Origin of the sequence: uncultured Cyclobacterium sp. (assembly GCF_963976465.1) — a bacterium.
GTDB lineage: Bacteria > Bacteroidota > Bacteroidia > Cytophagales > Cyclobacteriaceae > Cyclobacterium.
In genome coordinates this window covers 1-2,962 of the sequence record NZ_CAXBOC010000608.1, presented here as the reverse complement: position 1 = coordinate 2,962, position 2,962 = coordinate 1, and the positions used below count along the sequence as shown (strand labels likewise).

Sequence of the window (2,962 nt, the reverse complement as noted above, 5' to 3'; positions counted from 1 at the left end):
ACTGCCTTGGAAGTCAAACAAGCAGCCAATGAATATCTACAAAAGCCCTATTTATTGCAAATCACAAAGTACCCCGCCAATTTCAAAGAATAATTAATGAAATCCCAATTAACAATATATAATTAACAATTTATAATTTATAATTAACAATTAACAATTAACAATTAACCATTTATAATTAACCATTAACCATTACCAATTTTCGCCCATGATCAACTTTCTTATTTATCTACTTTCTTTTTATTTCGCTGATACTACTCAATTGGAAGGGGATATTCAGTCGGATACACCGATTGAACAAGACCTCTTCGTTGCCGGTGAAGGAGGTTACCATACCTACCGTATCCCTTCACTACTTGTAGCAGCAGACGGTTCTGTTTTGGCATTTGTTGAAGGTAGGAAATCAGGCAGTGGAGATACCGGAGATATTGACCTCTTAATGAAAAAATCAACTGATGGAGGACGTACATGGTCTGAACAGAAAGTACTATGGGATGACGGTAATTCTGTATGTGGCAACCCAAACCCGGTCTTGGATGAAGTGACCGGTGATATCCATTTATTGCTTACTTGGAATAGAGGAGAGGACCATGAAGGTGATATAATTACCAAAAAAAGTAAAGGTACTCGTAGGGTATTTGTAATGAAATCAACCGATAATGGTGAAAGTTGGTCCCTGCCTTCTGACATTACAGAAACCACCAAAGAACCTTCATGGGGCTGGTATGCTACGGGGCCCGGTATGGGGATACAAATAAAGAATGGTCCCGTTAAAGGGCGTTTGGTGATACCGGCCAATCACAGTTATGATGAGCCTAATGGAAATGTTAGGGGAGGGCCTTTTGAATATGGAGCCCATGTTATTTACAGTGATGATCATGGAGCTACCTGGAAACTAGGTGGAGCTATCCAACCTAAAATGAATGAAAGCCAATTGATAGAAATGGCAGACGGTAATGGAACCCTCTTAATGAATATGAGGTCCTATTACGGAAAAAATAAAAGGGCATTGTCCGTTAGTAGGGATGGGGGAGTTACTTGGTCTGATCCTGTTGAGGCAACCACATTAATTGAGCCGGTATGTCAGGCAGCATTTATAAGGTATTCTTGGCCGGAGGATAAATCTGGGGATTTGGTTTTGTTTTCCAACCCAGCGAGTACGAAAAGAGAAAATATGACCATCAAGCTGAGCAAAGACAGTGGAAGGACATGGGTCGCTTCTAAAGTGCTTTATACGGGGCCTTCCGCTTATTCTGCATTGGCAGCTTTACCCAATGGAGCGTTTCTTTGCTTGTATGAAAAAGGAGTAGAGAATGCCTATGAAAAAGTAGTATTGGCACGGTTGTCTTTAGATAACTTGAAATAAATAGAGTATAAAAAACAAGGTGCTGCTTTTAGGCAGAACCTTGTTTTAATTTTTTTTAAGGTCAATTACTTTATAAATAATTGATCGATAAATACAGGTCTGGGAATTCCAATGTGTTTACCGGTGGCTTTAAGCATTCCGGTACTTTTGTCCAAGCTAAAGATGGCGATATTGTCTGTTTCCATATTGGCCACAAATACAAAATCTCCCTTTTGGTCAACTTTGAAATTTCGAGGATGTTGGCCTTCTGAAGGGACATGTCCCTGTAATTCAAGTAATCCGCTTGTAGGGTCTACTTTGTAAACGACCAAATTGTCCTGTCCACGATTGCTTGCATACAACCACTTGGCATCCGTTGAGAAATGAATATCAGCACCGGCATTGTAATCACTATGTAGCTTATCATTGAGCATGTTAATTCTACCAATAGGACTAAGATCTCCATTTGTTTGATCAACAGAATAGATACTTACAGTATTGCTCAACTCCTCAAGTGAGTAGGCATATGACAAGTTTGGGTGGAATACAAAATGCCTAGGCCCGGCACCTGGAGAAGCTTGAAAAATAACAGGGTTTTCAGCAACGGTTCCATTGGCAGGGTTCACTTTATATTTTAAAATTTGGTCAATGCCTAAATCTGATGCATAAACCCATTGACCATCCGCTGAGGGAATCATGGCATGCATATGTGCGGTCGTTTGATTGGGGTGCACACCCTTACCTGTATGCTGAATAAAAGTTGCTGCTTCACTTATACCTCCATTGTCCAATATTTTAAATGTAGACAAATTGCCTCCCTTATAATGGGAGAGGAAAACCACATTTCCTGTAGGATCCACACTAATATGGCAGGGACTGGCACCTACAGATGAGACAGCATTAATTTTTGTGAGTTTGCCGGTCTCCTGGTTGATAGAATAAGCAATTACAGTACCTGCTTCATCCTGTTTGCTCATTCCTTCCCTATAGGCAGCATATAAGAATTTCTTGTTGGGGTGCAAGGCTAAGAAAGTAGGGCTTTCTTTGTCATGAATGGTTTGGATGATTTGGCTTGTTAAATTTTCTCTGTCAAATTCAAGTACATAAATGCCTTTACTATTGTTTTGGCTATAGGTACCGACGTAGATAATTTCTTTGGATTGGGCCATAAGGAATTGCGGAAAACTCAACAATAGAAACAACACTATAAAACTCACTTGCTTTACCCACTGGTTAAAAGTCAAGTTCTTAATTTTGTACTTCATCCTCCAATATAATACTAAACTTGGAGTTTTCAATAAGAATTGTTCTCCTGTAATCACTGCTATATTTAAACTCTGAATATGCAATAAATAATCTACTACCTGTTGAAATCTCGAAACAGCAAGAGATCTTTCGGTAACAACTCTCTCTTAGAAAGCTCAGGAAATATTAATAAATAATCCGAGTAAAAATTTCTATGGGAAAAAACCTCTTCATAGAAGGATTAGACCAGTTTTAAACGATAAGTAATTCTTTATAGAAAGGCATTCCATAGGTTGTTTCTATTTTACGCCAAGCACTTGGTTGATTTTATTGAAGACCTTTGTGTTTTCATAAACCCCTCGAAATAGGTCT

General features: G+C 38.8%; 2 protein-coding genes. One reads left to right on the top strand and one right to left on the bottom strand.

The genetic code is table 11. From position 1 onward, the window contains the following. The first annotated feature begins 208 nt into the window (after positions 1–208). Positions 209–1,366 carry a sialidase family protein gene (locus tag AAC037_RS22845; protein WP_339905880.1) on the top strand — a complete coding sequence of 386 codons (1,158 nt, stop codon included), beginning with the start codon at positions 209–211 and terminating at the stop codon, positions 1,364–1,366. 65 nt (positions 1,367–1,431) lie between these two features. Here AAC037_RS22845 and AAC037_RS22840 read toward each other — a convergent pair whose 3' ends face one another. Next, positions 1,432–2,610 (bottom strand): lactonase family protein, encoded by a 1,179-nt coding sequence (locus tag AAC037_RS22840; RefSeq protein WP_339905879.1) that lies wholly within the window; start codon positions 2,608–2,610, stop codon positions 1,432–1,434. Positions 2,611–2,962: the final 352 nt, after the last annotated feature.

Excerpts from the sequence above, each read along its gene's own strand:
- AAC037_RS22845 (WP_339905880.1), top strand. The coding sequence starts at position 209 with ATGATCAACTTTCTTATTTATCTACTTTCTTTTTATTTCGCTGATACT.
- AAC037_RS22840 (WP_339905879.1), bottom strand. The coding sequence starts at position 2,610 with ATGAAGTACAAAATTAAGAACTTGACTTTTAACCAGTGGGTAAAGCAA.